At 56.3% G+C, this 24,006-nt stretch carries 11 protein-coding genes; all 11 read right to left on the bottom strand.

Annotation, left to right across the window (positions count from 1 at the left end):
• Positions 1–218: 218 nt before the first annotated feature.
• Complete coding sequence (locus tag HNQ38_RS00980; RefSeq protein ID WP_221277759.1) at positions 219–2,408, bottom strand: HlyD family efflux transporter periplasmic adaptor subunit; 2,190 nt, start codon at positions 2,406–2,408, stop codon at positions 219–221.
• Complete coding sequence (locus HNQ38_RS00975; protein ID WP_183717376.1) at positions 2,405–3,838, bottom strand: efflux RND transporter periplasmic adaptor subunit; 1,434 nt, start codon at positions 3,836–3,838, stop codon at positions 2,405–2,407. The genes HNQ38_RS00980 and HNQ38_RS00975 overlap by 4 nt, the downstream gene beginning before the upstream one ends.
• Positions 3,835–4,692: an efflux RND transporter periplasmic adaptor subunit gene (locus HNQ38_RS00970; protein ID WP_183717374.1), complete on the bottom strand. Its 858-nt coding sequence runs from the start codon at positions 4,690–4,692 to the stop codon at positions 3,835–3,837. Before HNQ38_RS00970 ends, HNQ38_RS00975 begins: the two co-directional genes overlap by 4 nt.
• 118 nt (positions 4,693–4,810) lie before the next feature.
• Positions 4,811–6,721, bottom strand: coding sequence for a TolC family protein (locus tag HNQ38_RS00965; RefSeq protein WP_183717372.1), 1,911 nt, complete (start codon positions 6,719–6,721; stop codon positions 4,811–4,813).
• A 146-nt stretch (positions 6,722–6,867) separates the two neighbouring features.
• Complete coding sequence (locus HNQ38_RS00960; RefSeq protein ID WP_183717370.1) at positions 6,868–18,213, bottom strand: beta-propeller fold lactonase family protein; 11,346 nt, start codon at positions 18,211–18,213, stop codon at positions 6,868–6,870.
• Positions 18,214–18,309: 96 nt separating this feature from the next.
• Positions 18,310–19,950 carry a hypothetical protein gene (locus HNQ38_RS00955; RefSeq protein WP_221277758.1) on the bottom strand — a complete coding sequence of 547 codons (1,641 nt, stop codon included), beginning with the start codon at positions 19,948–19,950 and terminating at the stop codon, positions 18,310–18,312.
• 4 nt (positions 19,951–19,954) lie between these two features.
• On the bottom strand, positions 19,955–20,533 hold the full coding sequence (locus HNQ38_RS00950; protein WP_183717368.1) for a TadE/TadG family type IV pilus assembly protein: 579 nt from the start codon (positions 20,531–20,533) through the stop codon (positions 19,955–19,957).
• 3 nt (positions 20,534–20,536) lie between these two features.
• Positions 20,537–21,034 carry a TadE/TadG family type IV pilus assembly protein gene (locus tag HNQ38_RS00945; RefSeq protein WP_183717366.1) on the bottom strand — a complete coding sequence of 166 codons (498 nt, stop codon included), beginning with the start codon at positions 21,032–21,034 and terminating at the stop codon, positions 20,537–20,539.
• Between the two features lie 40 nt (positions 21,035–21,074).
• Complete coding sequence (locus tag HNQ38_RS00940) at positions 21,075–22,106, bottom strand: tetratricopeptide repeat protein (protein WP_246387948.1); 1,032 nt, start codon at positions 22,104–22,106, stop codon at positions 21,075–21,077.
• Complete coding sequence (locus HNQ38_RS00935) at positions 22,106–23,023, bottom strand: type II secretion system F family protein (RefSeq protein WP_183717362.1); 918 nt, start codon at positions 23,021–23,023, stop codon at positions 22,106–22,108. The genes HNQ38_RS00940 and HNQ38_RS00935 overlap by 1 nt, the downstream gene beginning before the upstream one ends.
• An 8-nt stretch (positions 23,024–23,031) precedes the next feature.
• Positions 23,032–24,006, bottom strand: a complete 975-nt coding sequence (locus HNQ38_RS00930; protein WP_183717360.1) for a type II secretion system F family protein — start codon at positions 24,004–24,006, stop codon at positions 23,032–23,034.

Genomic DNA, 24,006 nt, shown 5'->3' with positions numbered 1-24,006 from the left:
AATACACATAGTAATTTGCAACCTGTAACGTCAGATACAAACCAGTGGTTCAACAAACAAATGCCTAAGGAAGCGCTGATTAAAGAGCCTCCTGAAAACGCGCAGTCATTTCGTTTGGCAAGGCGCGATTTTTTTTGAAGCAGGAGTGGAATCTTTCGTCCTCGGCTGTTTCAAAAAAAGTGAAGCAACGCAGCCAAACGGAATAAATCAGCGTTTCCCTAAAACCCCGTTTCTCGCATAAACACGGCCAGCGCATGCTGCCCAATCCGTCCGGCGGCACTCTGCCGCTCCCCTTCAATTACGGCTGTGCCGCGCAAAACCTGCGGCCGCGCATCACCCATAACCTGCTGCCACCCTTCGGCTGCTCGCAACAAAACCCTGTACTCCCCTTGCTCCGGCACCCACACGCTGCCGTCTGCCCCCAATGTGGCCGCTGCAGCTTCAGAGGCGCGCACTGCGGCTATGGCGCCGCCATTGGGAGAAGCCAGTTCCGGCGCGGATGTCAGGTGACGGCTGGCCGTACGGGCCAGATAGGTTACTTCCAGCGGAATGGAGGGTAACCCCGGGTCTTCAGGAACAAATCTGGCGGCATCTCCCACGCGCAGGCGATGAAGATCCCTTTCATTGACATAGGCCGCCACCTGAAGCCCGGCTGGCTGCGCAAGCGTACCCAGCCATTCCCCGGCGCCGACCCATTCGCCCTTTTCCAGAGGTCTCGCCATTTCAACCATACGGCCTTCAAAAGGGGCACTGATGGCGAGTTGGCGCTCCTGCGCCTCAAGCATGGTGAGCCGCTGCAAGGCCGCCTGCTGCTCCTGCTGCGCCACGGGCACGTCGCTCGCCGTTTTTCTGAGGATAAAAAGAAAGGAAAGCCGCCATTGCAATATAGCTAACTGCTGCCGCAAGCGTTCGATTTCATGTTGCAATTCTGGCGAACGCAGCTGAAACAGCAGGCTACCCTGCCGCACATTCTGCCCGTCTGTTGCCTCAATACTCACAAGCTGTGCGCCCACTGGCGCAAGAAGTTTTACCTGTTGCGCGGCCTGAAGCAGGGCCGGAGCCCTTACAGAAGCGCTCAAAGGCACAAAGGCCATACCAAGCAGAAAAATAGCCGTGGACACAACAAGCACAGCGCGCCTGCTGAATCCATCTGAACGCAGGCGCACGAACCACTCCTTTATTTCCTTATAAATAGGAAGGGCAATAAAAACGCCCATTTCTACGCAAAACAATGCTATGCCAAGGGCTTTGAAAAACATGTGGTAAACAATGAGCGCAATGCCCATAAACAGAAAAAATCTGTAAACCCAGGTGCCAAAAGCGTACGCCACAAGAACACGCTCGCGCCAGGGTTCAAACGTTTCCGGCGGCGGATCGGTAAAAGCGAAAAGCCATTGCCGTATTTTCCATCTGGCCAGTGCAAAGGCCCGGGTTTGCAGATTGGGCACATTGAGGGTGTCAGCCAGCAAAAAATACCCGTCAAAGCGCATGAACGGGCTTAAATTAACGGCCAGGGTCATTATCCACGTGGTTGTGGCAAGCATGAAGGCGGCACTGCGAAAAGGCCCGTCTGGTAAAAAACTCCAGAGCAGGGTGGCCCATGCCGCCACAGACAGTTCAGCCAGCATGCCAGCCGCGCACACAAGAAGCCGCATGCCCTTTTTCCGTAACCGCCACACGCTGGATGTATCGGTGTACAACAGAGGCATCATGACCATAAAAGCCAGCCCCATGCTCGACACCGGGCAGCCAAAACGCCGGGCAGTGTAAGCGTGCCCCATTTCGTGCAGAATTTTTGTGAACCCCAGAGTGACTGCGGCCAGAGCCGCCCCCTCCAGAGTAAAGAAATGCAAAAAGGTATTCTTGAAAGTATCCCACTGCCGGGTGACCAGAAAAAGCCCGGTCACAGCTGCGGCTATGGTAAGCAGCGCAAAGGTGCGGCTGAAAAAGACGCGGTCCACCCACGGAAGGGTGCGCCGCAAAAAAGCATCTGGCCGCAGCAAGGGAATGCGGAAAAACAGATAGTTTCGCAGCAAAAATTTGCCCAAGGGCTGTTGCGTGCGTTGCCTGTGTTCGCGCACAAGGCGCTCCACCATGCCGCTGTCGCGCACAAGGCTGTTGGCTGCCAAAAATTTGCCAAACCGCTCCACTGTTTCAGTGGTGACCGAAAGCGTTGTGCGGGCAGAAATATCCCCGGCAATGGCTTCGGCCCCGGCAAGATGCCAGCAGGCAAGCATTTCAGCCTCAAGCCAGCCCACCTGAAAGAACAGGTTACGCCCCGGGTCTTCCAGCACCCAGGCAGGTGACCCGTCATGCCGGTCAGGGGCGCGGTGCAGCAGCACCTCTTCCCGCAGTGGCGGGAGCACAGCCGTGCCCTCCATCCTACCAGCCAGAGGCGCGCTACTCATAATCCCAGCCAGAGGCGCGCCGTGGCCAACGGCCTGCGCAAAAGATAAGACAACAAAAGGGTGCGCTGCCCGTACAGTTTCGCAGTGCCTTTGAGCCCTATGCGCAGCGTGGATTTTTCGTCTGTTGAAGCGCTGTCAAAGGTTGCGCGGGTTCTGTAGGCCAAGGTTCCGTCCGCTACGGGCACAGCCCGGTACCCCACCCGCTCCAGACTGGCATCAACAGGCGAGGCGGGCGCAGCATTCATGAACAGGCGAACCTCAGCCCCCGGATGCAGAGGAATGGCGTCAGCAAGAGCCACATGGGCCTCAAGTTCCACATCCTGAGGATTGGCTATGACCATAATGCGCTCGCCAAGCGCCACTGGTCTGCCGCTCCACTCCTGCGGATCGTCAAACACGGCAATGCCCGGAACTTCGGCGCGAATCTCCGTGCGCTCCAGCATGCTTTCAAGGTAAATAACATCACTGGCAGCCTGATCTTTTTGCCCTCGCAAAATACCCACCGTGGCCTTGCTGCGCTCGTCAAAAAGAGCCTGCTGTTGTGCCTGGCGCAGTTCGGCCTGAGCCACGGCCAGACTTTGACGGGCAGCCTCAAGCTTTCCCTTGATATCCTGCGCGTCCAGCAACACCAGCAAATCGCCTTTCTGCACGGGAGCATTGGGCTGTACGGTAATGCGGTCAACTACTCCGTGCAGGGAGGCGCGCACGGTGGAAGGATTGCGCGGCACGATCTCGGCAGGAGCCAGCACAGACTGCCGCACGGGAAAAAACGAAACCAGAAGCAAAACCAGAGCCACGGCCAGCTTCCAGCGGGAATGACGCGCCTTTCGCGCAAGGCCTCTCCAGCCAGACTCCATAAATCCGCCGCCCGAAGTGCCACGCAGGGCCAACCATGCGTGAGCGTAGGCGTCTGCCAGAGGTGTCAACAACGATATGTCCTGCTGGGTCCAGGGCTCTTCCCTGCACAGCACAAGTGCCGCCAGCGGAATGGATTTTTTTGTGGCTGCCCCTGCATCGTCACTGGCCTTTGCCTTGAAAGGCAAGGGAAGCCACAAAGCATGCTCTGGCAAATACTGGCGCCACATTTCCTTGTCGCCAGCCTGCGGAAGCAGAAGAGCGGCGCTGTTGTCATTGGCTCTGGCCGCGTTCGATGCTGCTGCGTGGCGGCACAATACTTCTGAAAGCCACATGGTGAAGGGCGCATTTTGTGCAGGATCCGCCAGGCCGGACAAGGCCCGGACAGTAGTGCCTTCCACTCTGCCGTCCACGATCTCTCCCGTCCACAGGACCGCTTGCCTGTAGGCGACGAGGGAATTTGTCTCATTGACCATAACAAAGCCCAGAGCAAGCCTGTCTTCGCAATGGCGGGCGCGCTGCTCCAGTTTCAGGAGCAGCGCCAGCCTGTTGGCCAAATCTGGCTGCATGCTCATGGCCGTTCGCTGCTTTCCTGATTATTGTCGTGTGGCATATCAATTAATATTGTGCCGCTCATGCCGGGCATAAGAGGAGCCTGTCCTTCCGCAGGGGCTTCATTGGCAAGCAGGGCCACTATTTTAACAGACTGGCTCACAGGATCGACCACCCCGGCGATTCGCGAAACAGTGGCAGCGTAGCGCCCCCCGGTTTCGTCCACGGCAATGGTCAGGGCATACCCGGGCCGAAGCCAGGCCAGCCAGCCAGACGGCACGATGGTTTCCACTTCAAAGGCGCTGTCGTCGTAAATGGTGAGCAACTTTGTGCCCTCGGATACGTGTTCCGCAGCCCGGACAAAGGTTTCACCTACACGGCCGGAAAAGGGAGCCGTAATGCTGCAACGGTCCATCATAACGCGCTCTACGCGGGTTTCGGCAGCGGCAACGCCCAGACCTGAACGTGCCTGCTCATAATCGCCCGTACTGATGGAACCAAGCTTGTTCAGGTCACGAGCCACACCGTATTTTTTTGCCGCCGCTGATTCAGCTTGCGCCGCACGGTCAAACCGCGCCTTGAAAAGAGCGCTGTCGAAAGCGATGAGCACATCTCCCTTGTTGAAACGTTCCCCTTCCCTGAAACGCACGGAAGTTATCCTTCCGGCAAGTTCGCTTGAAATGACGGCCTGATTGATAGCCACAAGCTGTGCCCGCTGCCCTTCACCGGGTGTGGCAGCCTGTGCCGGATGCGCCACAGCAATCATTATGACCGCCAGCATCAACGCGGCAGCGTGAATATACGCATACCAGCGCTTGAACGTTGGCGTTGAAGCGGGCATTGAGGCGGATGTGCCGCTGAAAAAAGAAAACGTCATATCTTGTCCTGTTTAATGGTGTTTCGGGCCGCCGCAGCCAGACGGCTGACTGCGGCGGCCCTGCGGACGGCGGGTCCACACTCCGGGCAGGAGGACTTTTACGAAACGTGGATCGGCCTCAAGGATGAGCCGAAAGTGAACCGAGGCTGTCCCACGGCTGACCACGCACCAGATGTACAGCGGGATTCATGTTGGCGTTGGCTGCGGCAGGAGCCACAGACGGCACAGGATAAGCCGTGGCAGCAGGTTGGGGCATTGGCGGCTGATACCCTGCAGGCTGCATTGGGGGATATGTGTTCCCCGCTGGCAGGGATGTTGCCACAGGAGTGACCGGGGCGGCCTGATACGGTGTGTACACAGGGGTAATCCCGCCCACAGGGGGCATATGGCTGGCGGCCACAGGCCTGCCGGTTGCAATGGGTTCAGGCAATGGCACGCCCACAATGGCGGGCTTGTCTTGTTCAGGCTTGCCAACATTGGGAGTTTCCGCCGCCGCATAGGGCTTTTCGGGCAAGGCCGGAACGTACAGGCGGCCTTCTTCGTTCTTGCGGCCCTGTTGGGCAATGGCCGTGGCCAAACCCTGCAGGGAAAGGTCAGCCACCTTTTCGGGAATGCTGTCCATACCCACGGCCTGATATATGGCGTCCTGGGCATTCTGCATTTCTGCATAGCTGAGATCGCGCGCCCGGCGGGCCAGAAGGGTTTCAACCTTGGTGCGCACCAGTTCCAGCTGGGTTTCGGCCTTGCTTGCGGCCGCATTGCTCACCTGGCGGTCAATGGCGGTTTGCAGGCTGCTCATTTCATTGGCTCTTTCAAAAGCCTTTTGGGCATACAGGCGCTGATGCCACGCCACATGCACCTGCGAAAGCACGGTCATGCGCATGGCCTGACGGCGCAGTTCGCCCACGGCTTCCCGCGAATCTCCGGCCTTGAGCACAGAGGGCAGCGAGAACAGATTCAGCAGATTCCAGCTCACCTGCGCGCCCGCGCTGGCCCAGTTGGGATTGACCAGAAACTTGTTGCTGCTGTGGTGCAACCCGCCGAACAGGGAAGCGTTGGGGAACATCTTGAGGATGGACATTCTGGTTTCCAGCACGGTATTGCGGGCCAGGTAACTTTCTTCGCGCAGTTCGGGACGGCGGATCATGGCCAGCACTTCCAGATCTTCAAGCGAATAGGCCAGTTCAGGCTTGCGCAGGCCGTCCGGGGCAGCGGCAAGGGTAAATTCTGTACCGGGAGCAAGATTCATGAGCGCGGCCAGCTGGGCCTTGGCCTTGGCAAGCTCGTTATCCAGCTGTTCAATCTGGCGCAGCAGATTCAACAGGTCACGCTGGTAGCGCAGCGCGGCTACGGGAGCCAGCAAACGGCGCTGCTGCGCTTCACGCGACTGGGCCAGTGCGCCGTTGGCCTGCACAAGGGTTTCGGCAACTTCATTGCGCATTTTTTCTGCTGAAATGGCAGCCCAATAGGCCGCGCGGGTCTGGCGCACAATATCGCCAATGGCGCGGCGGCGGCGTTCCTCCGCTGCAAGGGCCTTGTTGCCCTGCGCCTTGGCTTCCACATAGCTCAAGCCGAAATCCAGAATGCTCCAGGTCATATCCAGGTCAGCCGTGGTTTCTTCTTTCTGACGGCTCTTGGACGGCTCCAGAGATTGCTTGCCTGTGTAGATGGATTCGCTGGACGAGGCGTCTTCGTTGTCACGCACCTTGTAGCCTGCGCCCGCCACCAGCTTGGGCAGCATGCTGAAGCTCTTCACGTCCGAAAGATCATCTTCAAGAGCTTTTTCCATCAAGGCCAGACGGTGGCGCAAGTTGTATTTCACAGCTCTGGCTATGGCCTCGTCCTCTGTAATAGGACCAGAAATCGCTTCCTGATTGCTGTACATAGCAAGCTGGTCAGATTTGGTCAGGGCCATGAGGTCGTCATTGGTCAGGGCTGGCGGCCGGGCCACCGAGCAGGCAGACATGAGCAAGGCCAGCAAAACCGCCATGACGGGGCGCCGCAATCCGGCAGTGGATGGAATCTTCATTATCTTCCTTTCACCAAGATTAAAGGTTGAAACAGCTTGCCGCAGCTCTGCCGGGACCACCCGCCGCACCCGGCCTTTATGGGGCCGGGCGAACTTGTCGCGTGGCTGAAATATTTGTGGTCCCGCAGAGGTTCAGTGCCGCATGCCTAGGCGCTCAAAACTTCAGGAGCAGCCCTTACGGCATCGCGTGAAGAAGCCGCTGACTTGTCAGCAAGGGAATTATCAAGGCTCATGCGCAACAGGCTTCCGAGGGCTGGTTTGCCAATGGCTTCAGCCGTCTGCCCTGCTGCTTCTACAGAAAACCGAAAACTTTCACTGATGGCCGAAGCCGTGTCGGCCTGCGATACACCAAACAAGGCTGTGTGCCCTTGTACGCCAGATTCTACTGTGCCGCCCCCGGCTTCTCTCTGCCCCGCTAGGGGCAGCGCTGTTGCGCCTGATCCGGCCATTTCAGCAGCCACTGTGGCAGCCGAAGCCACTACGGACGTAACAACAGGGGCACGGTCAGCCGTGCCAGTAACAGCGGGAGCCGCAGGAATACCCAAGGCATGCGTCTGGCTTTTCACCTCAACCGGAATGCGCACGGTTTTGCCGTCCACAGTGGTGACCACGAGCAGCAGCCGCACATGGCCGGGGGCCTTGAAGCCCGGTGAAACCAAAGCCCATGCGCTGGCGTCAAACCGGAACTCGCCGCTGGCATCCTTGCCTGAATCTGCGTAAACCAGCGTATATCCGCTGATTTCTCCGTTTATGGCGCGGTGTGCGGCCTGCGGCAGGGCTGCCAGGTAGCGGTTACCGGCAACGTCGTACCCCCAGTTGGAACTGACCTGACCCGGCATGATTTTTTGTGCGGCAGAAGCGTCCGCATGGGTGTCAGCACGGCTTTCACGGGCCCGTGTATCGCCATAGCCCTGACGCCGGGCATCTTCGTTCCACATGGCGTCTACAGTGGCCCAAACATGTGCCACGTCACTCATAACGGCACTGCTCTGCCACTCTTCATCAAATATGCCGGAAGGTTCCGTAGCTGCCGTTACGCCGGAACCCGGAGCAAGCGAGCCGCCACCGTCAACGGAATATTCCGCTATAACGGGTATTACCGTGTTTTCGCTGGCTGGCGGCAGAACCGTCACGGGGGCGGCTTCCACCACCAAAGTCACCGTACGGCTTGCCGAGGCAAGCGAGGGGTCAGTAGCTGTAATGACAATGGTGAAAGTTCCCGAACCTGAAGGCGTGCCGCTGATGCGTCCCGTGGCAGGATCAAAACTGAGCCCCTCAGGCAGGCCGGAAACACTCAGGCTGAGGTTGTCGCCATCCGGATCGGTAAAGAGGTTCTCCGGCAGGGTCAGAGAATAGTTTTCGCCTTCAGTGGCTTGTGGTGGCGTGAATGAAACGTCCGAAGCTGCAGGCAGGCCGTTAGCCTCAACAGTAAGCTCAAAGGTGTGGCTGACCGACTTGCCATACGCGTCTGTAGCCGTGACCGTTATGCTGTTGGAGCCCGTCACCAAAGGCCTGCCTGTGATGGTTCCAGTAGCAGGGCCAAAGGCAAGACCTTCGGGCAGTGAAGTTACCGAATAGGTGAGGGCATCGCCATCCGCATCAGTAAACACGTCATTCAACCGCAAGGTGTAGGGTGCACCTTCACGGGCAGGTGCAAGCGGAACATCCGAAGGAACTGGCGCGGTATTGTCACGCACGGTCAGGGTAAGATTGTGGCTGGCAGAAGCGCCGTCAGGGTCTGTAACCGTTATGGTGATTGTTACGGCTCCGGTTGCATTCACTTCTGCCGGAGTGCCCGAAATGGCGCGGGTGACAGGATCAAAGCTCAACCCCTCAGGCAGGCCGGAAATACTCCAGATGAGCGCATCGCCGTTGATGTCCACAAACATGTCAGCGGGCAGGACTATGGGGGAATATGCCGCGCCTTCAACTGCCTGAGGAAGCTGATACCCGGCATAGTCAGCGCCATTAAAGGCAGGTGCGCTGTTTTCAACCGTAAGCGTTATTGTTTTGGTGGCGGAACCGGGATTGGCAGAATCAGAATCCGTCACAGTTACTTCAAATGTATAGGTGCCGCTTGTGGTGGACATACCGCTGATGGTTCCGTCCGCATTCAGGGTCAAGCCTGCGGGCAGGGAAGTACCACCCGTGAGCGCCCAGGTAAGCGTATCGCCGTCAGCGGGGTTATTCACCAGATCATTCAGATCAACCGAGCCTGTTGCCCCCTTGGGCAAAGGCGGCAAGGTTGTTCCATCCACAAATGCTGGCGGCAGGTTTGCTACAACAAGAGTAACCTCGTGCGTGGCTGTTTTGGGCGCGTCCGAGGCTGCATCGGTGACTGATACAGCAAACGTAAGTGTGCCCGACAAGGAAGGCGTTCCTGAAATGATGCGCGTGGTGGCATTAAAACTCAGCCCGGCCTCAGCCAGCGAAACAAATTCCGTCCCGCCAGACAGTTTAACCATTACACTCCAGGTCAGACTGTCGCCATCAGGGTCACTGAACAAGCTTTCAGGCAATGTGACAGAGTAGGCCGTGCCTTTGTCTGCTGTGGCTTTTTCGCCCAGAGTGTAGGCGGGATCTGCAATTACTGGCGCACGGTTGGGCACATATACGTTAACCACAGAGCTGATATTGCGCGTTGTTGTATCTGTGGTGTCAGACAGGCTGGCCAACGTCACAGTGACGCTTTCGCGCACAAGATTTTCCGCACTGCGGCTGTAGCGCATGCCCTCGACCAACGTCTTTACGGCGTCGACTGACGCGCCGTTCAGCGAGATAGTTATTGTGGCCTTGCCCTCAACTACGGAAACTACGCAGCTATAACCATTGCTGGTGACAAGGCTGTTGTTATTGGTAAGGGCCACTGCCGTGCCGTCGATCACGATGGTGTGCGCCGAACCGGATTTGTCTACCGTAACTACCAGATCTTTCAGGGCTTCATTATCGTCGCCAAGGCCTATCTTGACGTTGTCAAAAAGTTTGGCGCTCTCTGCGGGGGGCGTGCTGCTTTCATCAAAGGCATAGGTGCCGCCGGAAGGGCTAGCCTTCAAGCTTGGGGCAGCATTGGACTCAACCAGAGCAATGGAGCTGGAAACGGATTTTTCACCGTCGCCCACAGTAATGGTCAGCGACGTAAAGGTATTGCTGGTGTTTTTGTAGGTAACCTGATGCAGAACATTGTTGACCACAGTTCCGTTCACCCCGGCCTGGGCCGAGAACGTTATCATAAGTTTGCCATCAGTGACCGTGAATGTGGCTACTTCCACCCCACTGAGCAGTATCTTCCCGCTGTCGAGCGTAAGATTATTGGCTGCCTGAAAACCGAACACATCGTCGAAACTGGCCCCGGAGCCTCGCTCAAAGCTGATGCTCAAGCCGGAATAATCGCCCGTTTTGTCAAAATCCGGGTCGGATATGGTCATATCTTTGCCGATGAGCACTTCCGAGCCGGAATACTTCACTCCGGGCATGGCCGTACCCGCACTCACCCCGGGGAAGAAGCTGTAGGTTCCACTATACAGACTCAAACCGTCAGAGCTGACCGCCAAGTGAGCGCTGCCGCCAGTGCCTGTAACCGCAAGTATGCTGCTGAGGGTCAGCACCCCGCTGTCTTCGTCTATGGAGCAAACCAGAAGATTGCTGCTGCCGTAGGTGCCAACGTACAGATATTTACCGTCAGAGCTGACCGCAAGGTCGCGCAGCATGATGCCGCTCAGCGAACCGGCATTGAACGATTGCACATAGGTAAGATTGCCCGATGCCGGGTCACGGCTGAAAACTGAAACAAGACCCATCGTTCCAGAGGCCACATAAACGAATCCGCCGTCCGGAGTGATGACAATGTCCTGCAACGATTCAAGGTAACGTGTTTCGCCGGGCTGGCTCCCGCTGTTGCTGTCTGCATCAATGGTTGTCTTGTTGATGACGCCCATATACGTCAGCGCCCCGGTATCCGTATTGCGCGAGAATACGCCTATGGATGATCCGGAAGCATTGGCTACGTAAACATTTTTTCCATCGGATGAGATGATGAGCCCGCTGGGATTGTAAACAGCCGGTGTGCCGCTGCCCCCCGTGTAGACACCCACATAGGTCAAGGTGCCATCGGCCTTGACGCTGAATGTTGTGAGATCAGACTGCCCGGTGGTGCCGTGTATGGCTGTGGTGCCGTTAACTGCGTAGAGGGATTTGCCGTCGGCGGAAAGAGCAATGGAGGAAACCGCAGCGTCAAGGCCATTCACACCGCTTACACCTTGTGAAGCCACAATGCCCACGGCCGTAAGAAGGCCAGTATCAGCATTACGTGTGAAGAGGGTGATGGAGTAGGCCGAGGCAGAGCCATTGGCGGCGTATCCGGCCACATAAAGTCTGCCGCCGTCCGCCGACATGGTCATAGTCGATATCTGGTTCAGACCGTTGACTTCAATGGTTGCGGTTGCGGGATTATCGCTGACGCCCTGGGTAAAGGTCTGCAACAGGCTCAGCTTGCCTGTCTGCACATCGCGGGCGTAAACCATAAGTGAACTCGAACCATTGTTATTACTGTCACTGTTACCGCTGACGATCACCGTCTTGCCGTCTTCAGAAACAATAATATCGGTCACATATCCGTTATAGCCTTGCAGCGTGCCGTCACTGTAATAATAACCACTGTCGGGGTCGTTATTGCCCGCGTCCAGCTCAGGCGGCAGATTTATGGCCACATTGACTGTGGACGCGATGGAAAGGTCTGCGCTGTCAGCGCCGCCGCCTGCCGTTCCTCCATTATCCTTGATGTGGGTAATGGTGAAGGTTCGCGTGCCGGAAGCAGCGTCAGCGCTGGTAGTGCCGTAAACGATGCCGTCCACCAGGGCGGCCACTGCCTTGACGCTCATCCCGCTGGCGTGGCCTATGGTCAGCGTTCCAGTACCGCCAGAAACGGTATAACTGTAGGTGTAGCCGCTTGCGGTTGTGCCGCTCGCATTGCTGCCCAGGCTGATGGTTACTCCGTCCACCTTGATATATTCACCCGCAGCGCTTCCAGAGATACCGCTGACAGACATATGCAGTTCAGCAATGCCCTGCCCGGTTTCGCCTGCATCTACAGAAGTTTTGGTAAAGACCTGCACTTCTCCGCCCACGGTAGTGTAGGTACCGTTGTTCTTGGGAGTTGTTGTCAGTTCAGGAGCGGTATTGGTGCCAAGCAAAAGCGTAATGCTCAAAGGAGTGCTGGATTTTTCTCCATCGCTGGCTATCAGAGTCAGCGACACGGCATTTTCAGATGCAGAAGCGCTTTGATTGCGATAACGGCACTGCTGCAAAATAGCGTTGGCATCGGCCTTTGTGACCTCACCGACGAACGTCAGGGTCAGCACGCCGCCACTGCTGCTGAAGGTGGCGACCTTTTCGCCGTTTTTCATAATGTCGCTGCCATTGAGCGTATAGCCGCCGCCCTCCTTAAATGAAAAGACGTCGTCGTTGCTGGCAGTGCCTTCCCGCTGAACAGTCACGCTTGCGCCGTCATACTTGCCTGTGCCATTGTTCAGCAGGTCAAGATTAGCGTCGGAAAGCGTTATTCCATCGGCAAAGGAAATGTCTTCGCCATACAGGCCCATGCGCGTGGCGCTCAACAGGGCTATACCCTGCCCGCCCACCAAAATATCACCGTCACCCGAAAGGCTCAGAGAGCTGGCTCCGTCAAGGCCGGTTATTGTGCGCGTAAGCGTCAGCGCACCGCCCGTATCCACGGAATAAATCCGCAGTGTTCCGTCTGAAAATCCTGCATAAAACGTTTTGCCATCTTCGCTTACCTGCATGCTTGCCAGATCAGGCATGGACGCTTCACTGAGAAGCGTCAGGCGGCCCTCGGCAAAGGAATACACAAAAACCTTGCTGTCGCCGTCAGAAATGTACCCTGCAAAGAGAGTGGAGCCGTCAGCCGAGGCTTCAAACTTGAAGTCGGGCGACCAGTTCCACATATCAATGGCCACGCTGTCCACAATGCCCAGCGTACCGTCAGTAGCGCGCTTGTACACGGTGATTGTAGATTCAAAACCACCGGCTGCGACAAAAACATAGCCTCCCCTGGAATACACGGAAGTCACGTTGGTATTGTCGTCCAGATACTGAATCGCAATCAGGGCGCTGGCGTCATCCACCTTGAAGATGTACAGACCTTCATATGAAGTGGTTACATAGACCTGAGCGCCATCATCGGACACCACAAGCTTCAAGCCCTGAGTCGAAGCTTCGTATCCGTCCGGATTCCACTCCGGCGTTTTAAGAATGCTGACGTCCACACTCTGCGCATCGCCAAGTTTTCCATCTGCCCCGATTTTCAGCACCACAATCTTGTCGCCGCTCATGACATAAAGCGCTGATGCAGTGTCATTGACGGCCATGTCAGTGAATCCATCAAGGTCCGGCACACCAGCCAGACTCTGTATTTCCTTGAGCTTACCGTTGTCACCCACTTCAAACACGCACAAATTGCCATTGCTGTCAGCCGCGTAGGCGTATTTGCCGTCGGCTGACCAGGCCACCTCGCGCACATCACTGAGTCCGGTTCCGTAGATGATCTGGGCCAGATCAAGGCTGCCCTTGTCCACCACATCGGGAGGCATGTTAAATTCACTGGCAACGGTAACTTTGGCCGTGATATCCAGACGGGTAACGTCCTCTGCGCCGCCAGTGGCAGAATCGCCGATGTCGGACAGGCTGGTCAGGGTCACGCCGATGACGCCGCTCTGTATTTTCGTACCGTCCAGAGCGCGATAGGCCATGCTGTCGATAAGGTTTTGCACGGCGGCCAGATCATCACCTTTCTCGTAAAGATCAATGGTTATGATCGCCTTGCCGCCCTGAATGGCAACGCTGTAGCCGTAGTCCCCTATCTGTGTGAAATCCTTTGCAGTCAGGGACACGACCTGCCCGTTAATGCCCAGGGAATGCTCCGCGCCGTAGGTGTCTACGGTGACCACAAGCTTGCTCAGGCTCTGGTCTGAGGTATCTTTTGTAATGCTGACGTTTGCGAACAGATCAACGTCGTTACCTGTGGGTGTGCCGCCCGCATTGATGGGGTAACTGCCGCCCACTGCATCCGCGCTGAGGCTGGGGTCGGTGGGACTGCTGATTCTGATTTTGACAGTATGGCTCGCTTCAAGGCCGTCCGGCTCCGTCACCTTTATGGTTACTGTATACAGGCCGGACGCGGTGGGCGTGCCGGAAATGACGCGAGTATCGGCATTGAAGCTCAGGCCGTCTGGCAGCCCGCTTACGCTCCAGGCAAGCTTGTCATTATCGGCATCGGTGAACAGGTCTGCAGGCAAACGCACGCTGTAGGCTGTGTCCACATCGCCGCTGCCGACCGTGTAGGCAGCATTGCCGAGCACTGGCGCGCTGTTGGGGCCTTCATACATGACGGCGAATTTGCCAGAAGCGGATTTACCGGGCGCATCCGTCACGGTGACAGTAAAATCAGTACGGGCAAGGGTTGTACTGCCCTTGTAAGTGATCTGGTGCAGAACCTGATTGGCAACCTCGCCCGCTACACTGCCAGCAAAGGCCAGGATGAGTTTTCCGTCAGTGACGGTAAATGTGGCTACTTCCACATTGTTATACAAAATTTTTCCGCCATTGAGCTTCAGCGATGTGCTGTCCGTAAAGCCGAAATCATCCGCAGTATTGGCCCCGGCGCTACGTTCAATGGTTACTGTGGTTCCGGCGTAGTTTCCGGCAGTGTCGTAATCCGGGTCGGATATGGTAATACCGCTGCCGATGACCACTTCCGAACCATCGAATGCAATCACGGGCATGGCGCTGGCGATCTGGAGCCCTGAGCTAATATTGTATGTGCCGCCGTAGATATTTTTTCCGTCAGGGCTGACCACTATGTGCCCTGCCTGACCACTAAGAGCCAGCGTACTGGAAAGATTCAATTTACCGGTATTGGGATTGATGGAGTAAAGTTGAATGCTGCTTGCCCCATAGCCGCCAACATACAAGGTCGAATTGTCGGCAGATACAACCAGTTCGCGCACAAAGGTAAACCCTGTCACCACAAAGGATTCCACAAAGTGCAGCGCGCCTGTATCCGCATCACGGCTGAAAACAGATATTTTGTTGCCGCCGTTTACCGCCGCGCTTACATAGACAAAATTTCCGTCTGGTGTGATGACTATGTCCTGCAAGGTGGAAAGAGAACCGCTCACCCACGCGGAGCCATCGCTGTCTGCATTGATATACGCTTCATTGACAGTTACTATGTAAGTCAAATCACCAGTAGCGGAGTTGCGTGCAAATATGCCAATGCAGTTTCCAGAAGCATTCGACACATACGCATAGTTTCCATCAGAAGACAGGACAATATTGCTGGGATTATATATACCCGAGGCCGCATTGCCTCCAGAGTGCATACTTACATAATCTAAATACCCATCTGCGGCATCAACGGAAAAAACTGCAATAGCGCTTTGGCTGGCGCTGTTATGGTTCATAAGCAGGCCATTGGCTGTATAGAGGAATTTGCCGTCGTCAGAGAGCACCAGCTCGCTAATGACCTTTCCAAGGCCGTCTACACCGTCTACCCCCTGCTGTGCCTGTACTCCCTTGAAAACAAATTCACCTGTTGCTGTGTCACGGCTGAAGAGAAGAATAGCCGCCGAAGTGGACGGGTAGTTGACAGCTCCCCAGCTGCCGTCCTGAACTTCGCACGCAGCCACATACAGGGTTTTGCCATCCTGTGAAATGACCGAACTTGTGAATGACGTCAGACCGTCCACATTCAATCCTGACGCACCCAGCGAAAACGTTTGCACAAGCGTCAGTTCGCCAGTGGCAGCATCGCGCGCAAAAACATACAAAGTGCCACTGCCACCGCCATTTCCACCGCTTGTGCCGCAGACAACCACGGTTTTGCCGTCAGCAGAAATATCGATTTCGTTCACATAATCGTTGAAGCCCGCAAGCTTGCCGTCGTTGTAAAAAACCGCAGAATCTGTGTTTCCGCTGTCGATATCCAGCACGGGCGCGCTGTTGACAGCCAGGGTAAGGGTGGAAGCTACATCAAGAACCTTACTGTCCTGTCCGCTGTTGTCAGTGCCGCCAGTATCCTTGATGTGTGTGACAGTAAAGGTTCGCGTTCCCGCAACCCCGTCACTGCCCGAGTAGCCGTACTTCAAGCCGTTAACCAGCGCAGCCAGGCCCGAGGCGCTCATGCCTGAAGCCTGCGTGATGGATAGGGTGCCTACCCCGCCGGAAATCGTATAGGTGTAAACGTAACCGCCGCTGGTGGTTCCACTGGCATTGGCGTTCAGCGCAATGGTGCTGCCGTCCAGCTTGATATATTCACCAGCAGCCACTCCGGAAAGGCCGCTTATGGAGAACTGTAACTCCGCAAGCGTTTGCCCGGCCTCGCCAGCATTGACCGCAGTGTTGGTGAAAAGGTTTACCTCAACGCCAGACGATGTGTATGAACCTTGCGACACAGGGTTTGTCGTCAGTTCTGGGGCGGTATTGACGCCGAGCCTTAAGGCCACTGTAATGGCCTCGCTGTCTGCCTTGCCGTCGTTGGCCACAATTTTCAGGATCACGGCAGTGCCACCTTCAGCCACCGTATTGTTGCTGTAGCGCCACTGGTGCAGAATGGCATTGGCCTGCCCTTTGGTGACTCCGTCGGCAAAGGCTACGGTCAATTTTCCGCCAGCATTGGTTACAGTGGCGAGCGTTTTGCCTTCACTGTCCTGCACGGTAGTGCCGTTGAGCGTATAGCCGTTGCTGCTGGCAAACGCGAAAATGTCTTCAGGATTGGCTCCGCCCGCGCGCTCAACGGTGATTTTTGCCCCACCATAGTTACCCAACCCGCTGTTCAGAACATCATAGTTGGCGTCTGAAATGGTGAGCCCGTCGGCAAAAGAAATCTCACTGCCGTACAAACCTGTCTTGTGCGCAACCAGCAAGGCTATGTTTTTTCCGCCCACCAGCACATTGCCGTCACTATCAAGGCTCAGGGCAGCCGCACCCTCCAGGCCTGCAGCCTGCCCAGTCAAAGAAAGACTGCCGCTGGCATCCACCGTGTAAATATGCACTGAGCCGGAGGATGTGCTTATATAGACGCGATTTCCATCACTGCTGATTTCCATATCAGTGATGCCCGTGGCGCTTGTTTCGCCAAGCTTGGTCAACTGGCCGCTGCTGAAAGCATATGTGACTATTTTATCGCCATAGGCCACAAAAACCTTTGTTCCGTCGGCCGAAGCCCGCATGGCAGTTGCAACCCCAGAAACACCTGTGCTTAGTTGACTGATAAGGCTCAACTCACCTGTGGCGAGGTTGCGGGAATAGACCCACATGCTGCCAGAGCCTGTGGCGAACAGGTACTCCCCGGATGTTGTCACTGTTGTTTGCCGCCCTACGCCACCTTCGTCGAAATGTCCGCCGTCATAAGTAAGCAGCCCACTATCATCGACATTGTATACATACATGCCGTTATACTGGCTGTTCTGATAAACCTGCTTTCCATCGTGCGACACGTGGATTTCATAGGCTTGAGCCTGAAGATTTATTGTCTGCTTGTATTCCAACGTACCGTCGGAGCGAACGTCCAGCACCACAAGCTTGCCGCCATTGACCGCATAAAGTGTTGACCGGGCTTCGTTGAGAGCCAGACCACTCGCGCTGCCAAGATCGGCCACTCCGCTGAGTGACTGAATTTCAGTCAGTTGCCCCCCCGAACCCACACTGAAGACCGAAATGTGACCGGAACTGTCAGCCGCGTAGGCGTATTTTCCGTTAGAGGAATAGGCTACGTCCACCGCGCTGCCGAGGTCGGTTCCATACACGGTTTCTGAAAGGGTAAGCTCATCCTTGTTGCTCAGGTCAGGAGCAATATTGAAACTGCTGTTCACGGCGATGGCAGAGGAAATATTCAGTTCAGCAGTGTCGCCGCCAAAATCGGACAAGCTGGTCAGGGTCACATTGATAGAACCGCCCGCCACCTTGGAGCCGTCAACGACCCTGTAAGAAATACCGTCGATCAGGCTGGCTACGGCCGCAGGCGAGTAATTGAGCCCATTATCCAGATAGATTGTGATATTGGTTTTACCGCCCGTAACTTCCACCGAATAGGTGTACTCGTTGCTGGTGGAGCCAAAGCCTGACGTGGGTGTCAGGGCGATGACTGTGCCGTCAATGACCAGGGCATGGCCGTCGCCGTAGGTATCCACAGTGATTACAAGCGTTGAAAGATCTTCGTTATTGCTGTCAGGGATGACCGACACGCCGCTGAAAAGATCGACATCAGCGGCAGCTGTGCCGTGTTCATCAATACTGACTGCGGGATCATTGCCCGTAGCCGAAACACCCGGCGCGTCGGCGCTGTTTGCGGCCTGAGCAACCGGTTCCGCCTGCGCAGCCACCTCGGCAGCTGTGGACACGGCTGCTCCGTCAAACATCATTCGCGGTTCCAGGGCCAGCGCCAAACCAGAACTGGTGGAAAGTGCGGATTTTTTCATATTGTTGCTCCTGTTACGGATTATTTCAGTATACGGCTTGAGGATGATTCCGGTGCTGCGCTGCGCCGCTGTATCTTCAATGGCGCGCGTCAATTGCTATTCCACCAGCCGCGCAAAACTGCTTTTGTTTTCAAGGCTGGCGGCAATCTTTTCCAGCCTTTCCCTGATATAGCCCTCGCCGGAAGCGAATGAATCGGCGTTCACAAACCCCACATCGCCGGAGCTGCTTTCGCAGTACAGCAGGCCGGGATACCCGTGCTTGCCAAAAATGGCGCGGCCATAATCTTCAGGGTCGCCCGGGCGGACGCCAATGAAGTAAAAAAGAATGTCTTTCTGGCGAAAGCTCTGACAAAGACTTTTGAAGCGCTTTGCCACAGGGCCATAAACCTTGGCTTCTGTATTGCCCTCATCTGTAGGGTCGCCTGTAGAGGTATCGTCGGGGTCGGTTGAACCGCTCTGACTTGAACTCTCGCTGGCAGAACTTTGCCCCACGTAGAAATTATAGGCGTCGGAATCGAACCAGTTGCCCATCGTATTGGCCAGCATGACAATGGCCTTGATGTTTGTGTTGGTTTTGCTGCTGAAATCCAGAGGATGTTCCAGATCACCCCAGCCGCCTGATCCTCTAAAGGCAGGTGAAAGCGCCATGGCGCCCCAGCCCATTGCGATGGCGTAGTTGACGTTGAACTGGCTTTTCATTTCGCCAAGGCGCGTGATGATAGCGTTCATATCATTGGTCAAAGGCAACAGCGGCGCGGCAGGGCAGCCCTTGTCCGCCACAATGTAGCGGGTGTCGGATGTGCCGGTGGCCTCACCGAAGTCAGGATTGGGGCCTGTCCATTGAATATAGGGCATCTGCGGCGCGTTGATGGGCAGATCATGCCTATAGTGTACCTTGAACGAAGCGGCGGGCGGTTTTGTCCAGAAATAGTTGTCGCCGATATTCAGGCCACGGTAGACAGCCAGCAGTTCTTTTTGCAGGTCAGGCATACGGCGGCTGGCGAGGTTGCTTATGCCGTAGCTGTTGCGCATAAACAGGGAGGTCAGCTCCACGGGCTTGAGCGCAGCTGATTCAGCCCATTCACGTATGCGGTTGGTGTTTTTACGGTCATAGACGTTGACGGTCTGGCTGTAAGGCACAAGGGCCATCCAGCGGTCAGGCCTGTCTTCAATAAGCTTTGAGGCAAATTCTTTGCTCAGGCGGCGCAGCACAGCCAGTTCGCCCGCGTCTTCTGCGGAAGTATTTGGCAGAACCAATGCTATTTCCAAAGGATTATACACTGCCACTGCGGCCGAAGACACTTCAACGGGAGTAGTCTGCCCCCCCATTGCCACCGGCTTTGCCTTAAACACGGCGGTGACCCTGAAACCGTCGTATTCTTCCCAGGTCATCGGGGTGACGCTGATTTCCATATCCTTGCCGAGCTGGCTGGAATCCATACCCAGATTGGCCTTGATGTACCGCTCTGCCATCTCATTCACATTTGTTGTGGGATCCTTGGCATAAGCCTGGGCAACGGCCATAGCCGCGGCATCGGTAGCGTGCTTGAGTTGCGCGCTGTCTGAGGTCATGCGCGTGCTGTCTACCGCAAAGGCCACCACGGCAATGCAAGCGCCAAGAAAGCCCACGGCGGTAACGGCTCCGGCCCCGGCCTGCGAGCGCGAAACACCACGGTTTTCTGATTTTCCGCCGCACAGCAGCCGCTGCAAGAATGTGGTAAACGTGACACGCTTCATTTTCTTATTCCTCACTACCGGCTATCCGGTTTTCCTCTTGCAGGCTCTCATCCAGTTCGATCTTCTGGCTCCTGGCCCGGTACAGGCTTTCCACCTGCAGATAGTCCGGCCACTGGATGCCGCCGTAACTGAACATCTTCGACGTATCGCGGCAGGCCTTCACCACCACAAACGATATGGAGGATTCTCCATCAGACTTGTCCTTTTCGTCATCCGGCAGATCTTCGGGCAGATCCGCCGTATAGTAACGCCCGTCGGACGACGGCTCGCACAATCCCTCAGATCCGCCCCTCTCCAGCAGCCAGTTGATGCGCCCTGACAGGTAGACGTTCATGATAAGAATGTCCTGATCTTCGGTATGGCCCTGCATGACGATTTCGGTAAGCGCGTCCAGCCCGTCCTTGGTCAGGGTGTTCTGGGCCGAAATGTTGAGGGCCAGGCTGCTGGCCGTTTCTTCAAGGCGCGTGCGCTCTATGGCCGTTCTGAACATGTCTGCGGCAATCAATCCGGCAAACACAAGAATGGGAATCAGAAGCGCAACCTCAACCGCAAGAGAGCCTCGTTCTTTACGTGGACGCGACACGGGTCATTGGTCCTTTGTTTCGGGCAAATAGCCGAGAACCTGTTCAAAACGATATTCAAATTCATTTTCAGCATAAGCCATCAGCCTGGGCAACGGGGTAAGAAAGGGCTTGCGAATGTCTACCGTCACTTTCCAGGCCGGAAACTTTGTGCCCGTACCGCTGTTTTCATTGGTGCTGTCGGCATCTTCCTCTTCCCCGGTGCTGGTCAGGGAACTGAGGGATGTATAGCGGCGCACATCCACGTTGGTGATGTTGTCTTGTGTCAGATATCCGTGCGACGATTTTACAATTCCCTTGCGCACCACACTTTCAAACGTATCTTCCGTGAGTGTTTCCTCAAGACGCGCCTGCTGCACGGCACTTTGCAGGGCCACATCGCCCATATCTATGGTCAGCACCACATTGACGAATTCAAAGGCTATCATGGCCAGGATGATAAGAGAGGGAAAGGCAAAGGCCGCTTCAACCGATATGACGCCCCGCTGTGAATGCCTGTGCATGTTTTACTCCTTTCCCTGTGAATGCCTGCGTGCGCAAAGCTTACGGCAAATCGTTTTCATCAAGGGCAACACGGCGTACCGGGGTCTGAGTAGCCGGGCCGTCGTAGCTCGACACTTCGCGGCTTTCACGTATTTCGCCGATTATGGGTTCGCTGGGCGCGTCTGTCGGAGGTTGAATTTCCACCAATTTGTTGGCTGCCAGCATCATTTCCATAGGCATTGAAGTTGCGCCCTTGTTGATGCGCTGTTGCATCTGGCCAAAGGAGGTCATGAAACCCTCTGCCTGGCTGGGACGCATCAGGGCAAGCAATTCGTCGCGCGCCCGTTCTTTCTGTTTGCGCATGTACATTGTGAAGGCCAGGTTAAGCTTGATGCTGGTGCTGTCTGAAAGGCTTTTTGCCCTGTTGAACAGCATTTCAGCCTTTTCCATATCGCCGCTGGCCACATAGGAGAGTGCCAGATTGTTGATTATACGCGCGTCTGCCGGAGCGCCCTCACTGGCTTTTTCCAGCATTACCTGCGCCTCTTTGTGTTCGCCCCCTGCGTCCAGCAAAACGCCAAGGGCATTCATGGCCGCCACATCCTTGGGCGAAAGCGCAAGAGCCTTGCGCAGATTCTGCTCGGCCGGACCTGCCTGCCCCAGGCTCATGTAAGCACGGCCAAGCCCGGTATGCAGAACGGCCCTGTCGGCGTCGCTCACTCCCCTGCTCTTGGCTTCAATGGCGCTTTGCGCATTTACAAAGAGGTTCAGAGTCTCACGGGGTGGCTGCACCAGCGAGGCCACGCTGGCATATTCAAGCTTTTCCAGAGGGCTGAGCTTTCCCCTTTCATCAAGGCGGGAATAAATGCTCAACGCTCCTTCAAACCGGCCCTGCTCCCGCAGCAAACGCGCCAGCCGCAACCCCTTGGCGGGCGCGATCTCCTGATCGCCCTTGGCCGAGGCCTGTGCCTTGGGGGCAAAGGTTCTTTCACTCAGGCTGGCCTGTCCGCCTTTGCCGGACGTTGCGCAACCGGACAGGGCAAAGCAGCCAATAAGCAACAAGAAAGCAACGGCTTCACGACGCATATTCATCACATCAGACTCCTTATCACGCGCATGAGGGGCGGAGTGGCAACCAGCGCCACCACCGGGGGCAAAATCAATGTCATCAGGGGAATGCTCAGCCTCGCGGGCAGCTTGCCCGCCTTTTCCTCAAGGCTGAGAATGAGGGTATTGCGGCTTTCTTCAGCAATATTGCGCAAGGCCTGCGCCAAGGGCGTTCCGTAGCGCTCGGCCTGAATGAGTGTGGACACCATACTCTCCACTGTGGGAACGCGCGTACGTTCGGCAAGGTGGCGCAGGGCGTTGCTGCGGTCGGGCAGCAATTGCAGTTCGGCGCTGGTGAAAGCAAGCTCGTCCGCCAGTTCCGGGGCACTCAGTTCGAGGTCACGCGCTACCACCTTGAGTATGCGGGGAAACGGCAAACCCGCCTCGGCGCAGATAACCATAAGGTCCAAGGCGTCAGGCATGCTGCGCATGATGGCATTGAAACGCCGGGCCACCTGCGCCTTGAGCACAAGCTCCGGCAAAAAAACACCCATAAAATAGGCACCAAGCACCAGAGCCACTGTACTCAGGCTGAAACCTTTCTGATCGCCAGAAAAAAGCACGGCCAGCACAAGCACCACGCCCAGAACCGTCTTCACCAGCATGAACAGGCCCAGAGCTTCCTTTTGCCGCCAACTGGCCTGAACCAGCAGTATTTCGAGTTTTTCCCGGCCCTTTCCCTTACCAGCCAAGACCTCACCCCACCCTGCCAGACGCACCAGCCATCCGGGAAGGCTGGTCTGCCCCAGGCCGGGAGCTACGCCAGGCACCGGAGCTGCGTTGTCGGCATCCACATGCTTTTTCAGGCGGTCCACGAGAGGATTGCGCTGTTGCTGGCGACGCAGCACCGCCAGGCAAAAAATACAATTGGCAGCCAGAATTATAACCAGAGTCAGTATCATATACGCACCTACTGTATGCGCCTGACCATAAGCCAGGTTATGCCCAGGCCGGACAGCACGCTTGCCGCCGAATAGCACAGCACCTTGATGCCTGAGGGATCGCTGAACAGAAAATGAAAATCCTGCGGCGCGCTCATATACATATATGCCAGCACGCCGGGAACAAGCATGGCAACGATCTTGATGGAAGCGCGGGCTTCGGACGTTTTGGCCTGTACCTTGAGTGCCAGTTCCGCTCTCGAACGTAAGGTCGAAGCCAGCCGTTCGAGTGTTTCCGCAAGGCGGCCCCCCGACTCCTGGCTGATCATGAGAATGACCGCAAAAAAGCGGTATTCCCGCAGCGGAACCCGGCGGGCGGATTCCTGCAGCACCTGCCGCAAGGGCACGCCCAGCTTGAGCCATTGATCCAGAGCTTGCAGTTCCGTCGACAGGGGGCCGCGCAGTTCTTCAGCGGCAATGACAAAGGAACTTTGCACGGGCACACCGGAACGGCAGATACGTGCTATGGAATCAATAACTTCTGGCAGGGCGCGCCCCAGAGCGGCGATGTGGACACTCATGGCTCTTTGATAGACCACAAGGCAAACCGCCACAAAAACAACCACCCCGCCAACCAGCGTCACAAGCAACGGGGCGGGAGTCATGCGGCCCACAACAGCGCCAAAGACCAGAGAAAGAACAGCCGTAACCAGCAGGCGCAAGCGCAAGGTTGCCGACCAGCCCAAGCTGTTGATGTTCTTCAATGTGCCGTAGTACAAACGCCCCAAGGCAGGAAAACGGGAAGAAGAGCCTTCGGCTTCTATAGAGATGGATTCATCGCTTTTTTCTTCCATCGCCGGGCATTCCCGCGCAATCTGCTGCTCAAGGCGCTGCATTCTTTCAGCAATGGCCTCTTCGCGCAGTTTCTTTCGGCTGAAGGCGCGCACGGTGTACACGCCTACAAAGACCAGAAAAAATATCAGCAGGGTAAGCAGATTCAGCAT

This window comes from Desulfovibrio intestinalis (genome assembly GCF_014202345.1).
In the GTDB taxonomy this organism is placed as follows: Bacteria; Desulfobacterota; Desulfovibrionia; order Desulfovibrionales; family Desulfovibrionaceae; genus Desulfovibrio; species Desulfovibrio intestinalis.
This window is presented reverse-complemented; position numbering and strand designations above follow the sequence as displayed.

What these genes read in the sequence shown, in the direction of transcription:
- HNQ38_RS00975 (WP_183717376.1), bottom strand. Translation starts at nt 3,838, where the DNA reads ATGAGCATGCAGCCAGATTTGGCCAACAGGCTGGCGCTGCTCCTGAAA.
- HNQ38_RS00955 (WP_221277758.1), bottom strand. Translation starts at nt 19,950, where the DNA reads ATGAAGCGTGTCACGTTTACCACATTCTTGCAGCGGCTGCTGTGCGGC.
- HNQ38_RS00940 (WP_246387948.1), bottom strand. Translation starts at nt 22,106, where the DNA reads ATGAATATGCGTCGTGAAGCCGTTGCTTTCTTGTTGCTTATTGGCTGC.
- HNQ38_RS00935 (WP_183717362.1), bottom strand. Translation starts at nt 23,023, where the DNA reads ATGATACTGACTCTGGTTATAATTCTGGCTGCCAATTGTATTTTTTGC.
- HNQ38_RS00965 (WP_183717372.1), bottom strand. Translation starts at nt 6,721, where the DNA reads ATGAAGATTCCATCCACTGCCGGATTGCGGCGCCCCGTCATGGCGGTT.
- HNQ38_RS00970 (WP_183717374.1), bottom strand. Translation starts at nt 4,692, where the DNA reads ATGACGTTTTCTTTTTTCAGCGGCACATCCGCCTCAATGCCCGCTTCA.
- HNQ38_RS00930 (WP_183717360.1), bottom strand. Translation starts at nt 24,006, where the DNA reads ATGCTGAATCTGCTTACCCTGCTGATATTTTTTCTGGTCTTTGTAGGC.
- HNQ38_RS00960 (WP_183717370.1), bottom strand. Translation starts at nt 18,213, where the DNA reads ATGAAAAAATCCGCACTTTCCACCAGTTCTGGTTTGGCGCTGGCCCTG.
- HNQ38_RS00945 (WP_183717366.1), bottom strand. Translation starts at nt 21,034, where the DNA reads ATGCACAGGCATTCACAGCGGGGCGTCATATCGGTTGAAGCGGCCTTT.
- HNQ38_RS00980 (WP_221277759.1), bottom strand. Translation starts at nt 2,408, where the DNA reads ATGAGTAGCGCGCCTCTGGCTGGTAGGATGGAGGGCACGGCTGTGCTC.